We start from the raw sequence: 7,616 nt of genomic DNA, 5'->3' as shown, positions 1-7,616 counted from the left end.
ACTTCTTGCATGAGTTTCAGCAACGACCGGGCAAGATCCTCTGTGCCGTTACTCTGCGAAACGGCTGAAATGAGCTGATCCAAGATATCGCTAATGTGCATGTGTACTAAAAATAAGACATAATGTCTCGCTTAGTCAAAAAAGGAGTGATTCGTGATGTCTCTCAGTGAAGACGACACCGAACTGGCCTTGATGATCCCGCAGCGAGGCAATTTGCCGCTCGTAGATTTTCTCCCATTGGTGTTTTTATCTGGATATGAAGATCTGATGTTACCAGAACCAGAGACATTGGCGTTGAAGGATGGCCAAAGCGGTATTTTCTATACGCCCGAGTCTGGCGATAGCGGCACGCTCTGTCACTTCCGCCGATGGGAGGGACACGAGTTTCTGCTGGAACCAGTGGGCCCCTCGCTCGCGGAAGAAAAACCCCTGCGGAAGCCTTTGCTGTTTCTACTCGCACGACCAAGAATTTTGGGCTTTTTTGCCGATTGGAAACACAGTACGCAGGGTCTACACTACTTTGGTCTGCCAACGCGCGTGCTGTCCCGGAAGGCCCGATCCGAAAGACGGGTCAAAATTGACGGGAATATTCTGATTCGAGCTAAGGACGGCCGCACAGTTTATGGCAAGCTGCATGATTTCAGTCCCGGTGGCGCATCGCTGTTTCTTGATCGGGGTTTTCTCGCACCCGGGGAAAGGGTACTGGTAGAGTTTGAAATCCCCGAGTGTGGAAGCTGCGAGACGGTGGCGAAAATCACTCGTCGCGAGACTATCACGCACCCCCTATATCCCTACTTGTACGGGATCCATTTTGAATTGACCGCCGCGCAGAAAAGAAAAGCTGAACATTTGTACCTCTGCAAGAAAGGAGAACAAATGCAGCAGGTGGTAAACTCGGCGCGTGACCGTTTTTCTGGGAGAGCATTGTAATTCGTGAGCAAAGTAGTTGACATAAGTGAGATGTTGGGCAAACGCTGGCGGCAGAATTGTCTGCAAGAGTTGTCGAGAAATTGGCGGATGCCACTGGAAGAGGTGCTGGACACCCTACTGCTGGAGGCATACCTACAGATGGTTCGCGACAAAGCACTACCGTTAGCCAAAGAGCAGACCTGTGACCACAACGAAGAGCGTTGAAGACCCGGAACTGCTGGGATGGGTGGCATTTTCCCCAGAAGAAGAGCTTTGGCTCCGGAACCATGCAGCCAATCTCTGTGAGCAGGTGAATGTCTACTTGGCTGCTCATAATGTCGATATTTCTACATTTTCACAGGAAGAAGACAAGATATTCCATCCCTGGCTGTCAGAGTGGTTACGCACGATTGTTTCTGGGGTGTATGACGCACGCTTTTGGGAGCAACAAATTCAGGTTGGCGAACGCCTAGCCCTTTTGTCTATCTCGATTATTCGCTGGGCGCAGATCTTTAGTTGGATTCGCGAAGAAACGCAATCGCAGCTACTGGCCCTGGCTTCTTGTTCGGCGCAAAGCTCTCTAGGGCGACATTTTTCTGCGCTGTTGGACGGGTGCCAGTACGTGATTCAAACTGGGTACCTGCAACAACAAAGCCACGATCTCCTCGCTAGGATTCGTAATCTCACCCGGATTTTTCAGTTGGAAGCGTTCTTTCACGCGGCGGCTGAGTTGGCCTATGAATTTGCCCAAGCGCAGGGCGCGGGACTCATCATCTTGGAGGGAGAGCGGCTGCGCTATCGCCTGTTTCATGGGCAATCTACCAGATTCGAAAAATTCTCCCAATTCTCCTTTCCGAAAGAGGAAGGGATTGCGGGTTTGGCGCTTAGGGAGAATCGAGCCATCTTTGAGAGAGACTATCCACACAGTCCCTATGCCCTACAGGAGTTTGTCGAGGCGGGTTTGCAGGGGAGTCTGGCATTTCCATTGTCTGATCCAGGGGGCGTGCAGGGGGTGTTGGTATTATCCTGGTTTCGGGATTCTCCCCCGGTAAGAATCCCCGAATTGGCCTGGGAGCACCTGCGTCTGCTCGTGGATCTCTTGGCGGCGTTGCTCTTTCGGCAGACACTGGAGCACAAGCTACAAAATCTGAGCACGCGGGATTTCTTGACTGGGCTACCAAATCAGCGCGTGATTATCGACCGCATTCACGCCGCTATGGCTCGTTCCGTTCGGCATCAGCAGTTGTTTGCCCTCCTATTTCTCGACTTGGATGGCTTTAAGAAGATAAACGACGAGTGCGGGCATCTCCAAGGCGACGCGGTATTGCAACAGGTGGCAGAGCGTCTGCGTTCTGCACTAAGAATTCAGGACACAGCCATTCGCTATGCAGGGGACGAGTTTGTTCTGTTGGTGGAGGACATTGCCCATGTAAGCGAAGTAGATCGGGTGGCGGAACGGATTCTTGGTGCTGCCCGTTTTCAGGTAGAGGGTCAATATTCGGTTAGCGCGAGTTTGGGCGTGGTGATTTATCCATTTGACGAGGGGAGCCCGGAAAAACTGCTGCACCATGCCGATCAGGCGATGTATGTGGCCAAGGAACGTGGCGGAGATGGCTGGGTACCTTTCGGCCACTATCTGCAAGATGCGGTGCAGGAAGAGCAGGAGCTTCTGCACGACTTGAGCATTGCACTCGCCCAAAAAGAATTCCTCCTCCACTGGCAACCTATCATTTCGTTACCTAGCAAACAGATTGTTGGCGCCGAAGCGCTGCTGCGTTGGCAGCATCCGAAGCGCGGACTCCTAGCTCCCGAGGCGTTTCTGGAGGTGTTAGAGCGATCGTCGTTGATGGGTGGTGCGGGACAATGGATTGTCGAGACAGCAATAACGCAAGCAGAGCGATGGCACCAAGCGGGGCAAGAACTAGATATTCATATCAACCTCAGTGGTAGAGAACTTCGAAATCCCCGATGGATCCCCTGGTGTAAAGTACTACTGAACCGATTCCCTGGCGTCCATAGAAAGCATCTACAGTTTGAAATTGTCGAGCGGGTAGCAGTAGAAGAACTCCCCGTGGTCGCAAAGCAGATTCGCGAGGCGAAGAAGCAGTTAGGTGTGCAATTTGTGTTAGATGATTTTGGGACGGGGGCCTCTGCGCTACAGCATCTCGGAGAGCTGGATTGCTGCGGAATCAAGATTGACCAAAGCATGATCCGCGACTTACAGACCAATACCAAACACCGTCATTTAGTGCGTGGTTTACTGTACCTAGCCAGGAGTCTTTCAGTGGACGTTGTTGCAGAAGGTGTAGAGAATGAACAAGTCGCACAAATTCTTACCGAGATCGGCGTGGAAAAAATTCAAGGATATTGGTTTTCGCGCCCGTTGCCGGTAGATGACATGGATGCAATTTTAGACACTGACACCAAGGACAGAAGAATCGCATTGCAGGCGCGTATAAAGGCAGTGGAGTGATAAAAGCAGAAATGCTCAGCGACGACTATCTTAAATAGTATGGCATGAAGAAAAATATAAATAATTACGCATTTATTGATTTTCGGCATCCCCCGAAGATCGAGATGTCTGGCCGCTGGTATTGTATGCTTAGGTGCCCACGATGGGTCAAATTTAGACGGTCGTGGACCCCAAGGTTGTAAGTACAGTTACCGGGTATATGATATTATGACTGTCACGACGATTCGGTTGGCTAGTTTTCGTGATACTCACGGGATCCCAAACCTCCCGCAAACAGACTATAGGATGCTTGCTAAGCCAATGAATGACGAAAAATTATAAAATCTCCCCCGGGAAAAACGACACCATTCTGGCGCAGTTACGGTCATATATGGTAAGAAAAGGCTCCCACCATGTGGTATCCGTGCTTGTGTCAGGTTGGGAGCATCCATCCCGTTATTTACATCCACTGATCGTCGCCAAGGCTTACGAGCTAGCCAAACCAATCGAAGAATTTAGGACTTTTTCTGCGCTAGTGATTGATAGGCAATTATACCAAAATGAGTCAAAGTCTCCTGTACAAAAAGCCAGACAATTTCTCGATCCTGACTCCATGGAATTTCTCCCATTTATCTCGCTAACGCCCGGCGGTCAGTTCCCGTTTAGACTATTTTCGATTTGTGGCAATGCAGCCCCCACTCCTGCCCCGACGGCACCGCCAACAGCTGCCCCGACGGCTGGGTTTCCAGCTGCTACAGTTCCCAGTAAAGCTCCACCGGCTGCTCCAATAGCTCCACCACTCAAAGCACGTTGACCCGTAGGGCTCATGTTAGCGCACCCACTCATCGCCAAAGAGGCAAAAATGATCGCAAACGCCACAGGACCGGCACCGCTTCTCAAACGACGGGTATTCATCATGAAAATCCTTTATAGATCAAAAGAAATAATTCAAAACAGATAGCGACATTGTTTGATCCATCGTGAACGATAGCCGAGAAAAAGACCCTCCAAAAAACTCGCACGCAAGGATTTGCGCTTACCGTCACCGCCATACGTTACACTCTAGATTATAGCGCGACCGCGCAGAGAAGAGTAACACTATTCACTCACGGCTAAGCCTTCTCCTCAGAAAGCAGACCTGGAAGATGCGCAGAACCATCTTGTCTATCCTAGCTTTTACAACCATACCCCGGTAAAGCCGGGGACTTCGTTTGTGAGGCACTCAAAGCGACTTGAAAGAGGATGCTAACGCGGCCTCTCAGTCCTGGGGTCACCTGAGGGTGACCTGGACCCGATCCACATATTCAATTGATCCACTCGCTGATCCCCTTGTTCCTCATGGCGAATTACTCCCAAATCATCGCGTCGTCCCGACCCACAGTAGAGACAAAATTCGGAATCTCCTTCATCGTGTGCTTGACGGCTCAGAAAGTTGGTTCTCTGATGGACTTCACCATATTTCAAACGTCTACTATCACTCCCACACCAATGGAGATTTTCTATTTTTGTTAGCGCTCCTAGTTCACTAGCTTCAATAGTCTGACGGTCACTGATTAATGGCAGCGGAATACCTTGTTTGGAGAACCCCATTACTAAGAATGCGGTGGACCGCCAGGACGGGGGCCGTGAAACCCACCCGGATCTCGGGGAAGCGGATCATAAAATTCAGGCCCTTGGTCTAATGGTCCTCGAAACTGAGGACCTCGGAATCGGGCTGCCCACAGCCACCGCCCCGGTGCAGGTCGGAACTCGCCTGGACGAGACGGTGGGGGCGGGGCAATTCCCAATGCTCGAAAGTAACTTACGGGCGGGGGTGGCGGGAGTGCACCGGGCGGGGGTGAGGGTGGTGGGGGTGCACCGGGTGGGGGTGGAGGCGGCGGCGCCGAGTAATATTCATAGTAAATTTGTGGGTAGTATTGCCAGAGAACATACTGAGAATACAAGGACGCCGGGTAATAAGCTAAATAGCCTTGTGGCGGGGCTAGATAGGTATACTGCGGCAAGGTAGAGAAGCCAATATTGTAGCCCGGCCCGCCAAGATCCAGACTGAGGTTCAATTGAGCCAACGCTGGGGTAGAAGCACCAAAAGTACACAGTGCCGCGGCGATAATCCATATTTTTGGTCTGCGATATCTCATTTTTGTACTCTCATCCGTCCGTCTAGGTCTAGAGAACAATATTTTCCGTAATTAGCGCGGAATGTGCATATTTCATGCCACACAGGATAAACAGAGATCTTTTGCAGCATTGTGGCAGCAAAGACGTAGTCTTCTGTCTACAGTGATTCAATCACAAACAGAATCATAGATCATAACGATTTAATTACAAAAGGGATTTCTCTTTCATACCCTGTGACGAGTTCACGACAGACGTTTAGTTTAAGCGTTTTGGACCGCTATTGTGTTATTCCAGCAAGCAATAAAACACTAGGACCAGCACTGGCGGAGAGAATGGACGTAGTACGGCGCGCGAGTAGTGTGGAGCACCTTGGGTGGCCTTGGTTGTCCTGATACCAAGGATGCTCCCACCCAATTCTTTCCAATCCAGAGATGAGCCTGAAGGAGGGGCAGGAGTGAGGCTGTCAGGCGGCTGAGTGTTGGGCATTGTTGATGGAACGAAAGAGCTTTGCCCGAGCCTTTTGGAGGCAGAGAGCAGCGTCATTATCACTTCTGGCGTAGGCGATTGCATCCAGTTCTGCGAAGTTGACGCCTTGCTTGAGGTACTGGCTGGCCTGATCCAGAGACTTGAGCTTGTCGTACGGGGTCATCATCTGTGCGTAGGGATAGCGTTTTCGTAGTCGGCCTCTGGCGTCGATCAGGGCCTCCAGAACGGGGAGCAGGAAACGCTCGCTGATGCGTTCGACGGAGCCCACGAACTGGAACTGTGTCACCTCGTCGACGAGGTTGATGTGGTACAGCCCCTTGATGCCATCCAGGTCGCCCTGATGGACGGAATCCACCCGCAGAAAGCCGGGTCTCCCGCCGGGGTGGGGCTTGCGCCGTTCCCCGATGGCCACCTGGACGGGCCGTGTCTTGTCCACACGGCCACGCTGGCGTTGATAGCCCTGGGAGTGGCGAAGGTTGTACAGATGGCCATGGGAAATCGTCGCCAGACGCTCATAGCGGGCATCGTGAAAGACCCGGTAAGCGCGCTCACAGAGCTTACGGGTGGCTGGACCCGACAACGTGTCATGCAAGGCGTCCAGCTCCACCAGGGCCTGCACGTCGGCTGCGGTATAGCGGCGCGGAAAGGGCTTGCTGGGCGGACCACGCCGGTCCCGGATCTGCCCGCCGGCCCGGAATTGCGTGATCAGACGGGTCACCTGCGCGCGGGATAAGCCCGTCACCTTCTCCAAGTAGCGGTGCATCCATCCTCGGGCAACCTTGCCCAAGCGCAGGTACTGGAAGCGACGCAGCTCACCGCCAATCCAATCATACGCCTCGTCTCGGGCTGGGGCGGCAAAATCGAGGGCCTGGGCACCTTCCACAAAGGCGCGGATCTGGTCGAGGGTCTGTAGTCTTTGTGTCTTGAGTGTCACGATCATCCTCCGATGATCCCAAACTCAGACCGTTCAGGCTCACTTCACCTTGGAATCACGCCCTCCCTTCAGGCTCATGTGTCATTGGAAGAGGCTATTAGTTGACGCCACACTCGTTGCACTGGTAGCGTCAATTCCGGGTTCGTCGCGTAACGCCAGACTATCTTAATCAACAGATGGTATCAGCCAACCACGCGCTCGGTAGACCTCGCTTCAGATTTACCCACTTGAATAGAGAGGGAAGAAAATGGTTTTGTGTCTGGAGGCGTTTATGCTGCTCATGGAGGTCTTGCGTGCGGTCATGCAACATGCAAATTGCCTCCAAATGATCCGCAAACAGATGCCGGAGGTTGACACAGACTGGAAGCGTCCCGCTCACATAGCCTGCAAATTTTGGCCAGGAGAATTGCATGCACAAGTTCATCCCAGTTTATGTCTTGCTGTAAAAAGATAAAAGTCATGAAACGCACATGCTGCAATATAGCACCCGTCTAACGAATCGACAGATGAAGATCGACGAACGCATCACGATGATCACACAGGATCTGTTGAAATGAATCAACAAAGGGAGTCGTCTCCTATCCGTGATCCCCTCACCGGTGTTGTGACCCTGCACGGTGAACCCCAGATTTTTCACTGCAATCATTACAATCGAGTTTTGCAGCTTATTATCGAGGACTGTCATTATATTGCGCGGGAGGCGATTCTGATCCGCTC

At 52.0% G+C, this 7,616-nt stretch carries 4 protein-coding genes; 3 read left to right on the top strand and 1 reads right to left on the bottom strand.

The window, feature by feature from the left end:
• The first annotated feature begins 156 nt into the window (after nt 1-156).
• From AB4090_RS14570 to AB4090_RS14560, 3 genes are read left to right on the top strand one after another with little or no spacing between them, the layout of a single operon-like run.
• Nucleotides 157-930 carry a PilZ domain-containing protein gene (locus AB4090_RS14570; protein WP_369574610.1) on the top strand — a complete coding sequence of 258 codons (774 nt, stop codon included), beginning with the start codon at nt 157-159 and terminating at the stop codon, nt 928-930.
• Nucleotides 931-933: 3 nt separating this feature from the next.
• Nucleotides 934-1,134 carry a hypothetical protein gene (locus AB4090_RS14565; protein ID WP_369574609.1) on the top strand — a complete coding sequence of 67 codons (201 nt, stop codon included), beginning with the start codon at nt 934-936 and terminating at the stop codon, nt 1,132-1,134.
• Complete coding sequence (locus tag AB4090_RS14560) at nt 1,112-3,382, top strand: putative bifunctional diguanylate cyclase/phosphodiesterase (protein ID WP_369574608.1); 2,271 nt, start codon at nt 1,112-1,114, stop codon at nt 3,380-3,382. Before AB4090_RS14565 ends, AB4090_RS14560 begins: the two co-directional genes overlap by 23 nt.
• Before the next feature lie 2,560 nt (nt 3,383-5,942).
• On the opposite strand, the gene AB4090_RS14555 is transcribed toward AB4090_RS14560, so the two are convergent.
• Complete coding sequence (locus AB4090_RS14555; RefSeq protein ID WP_369574607.1) at nt 5,943-6,899, bottom strand: hypothetical protein; 957 nt, start codon at nt 6,897-6,899, stop codon at nt 5,943-5,945.
• Nucleotides 6,900-7,616 lie beyond the last annotated feature (717 nt).

The sequence above is a fragment of the Acidithiobacillus sp. IBUN Pt1247-S3 genome (assembly GCF_041146875.1).
Taxonomy (GTDB): domain Bacteria; phylum Pseudomonadota; class Gammaproteobacteria; order Acidithiobacillales; family Acidithiobacillaceae; genus Igneacidithiobacillus.
Note: the sequence above shows the minus strand (reverse complement) of the source record. Positions and strands in the feature narration are given on the sequence as shown.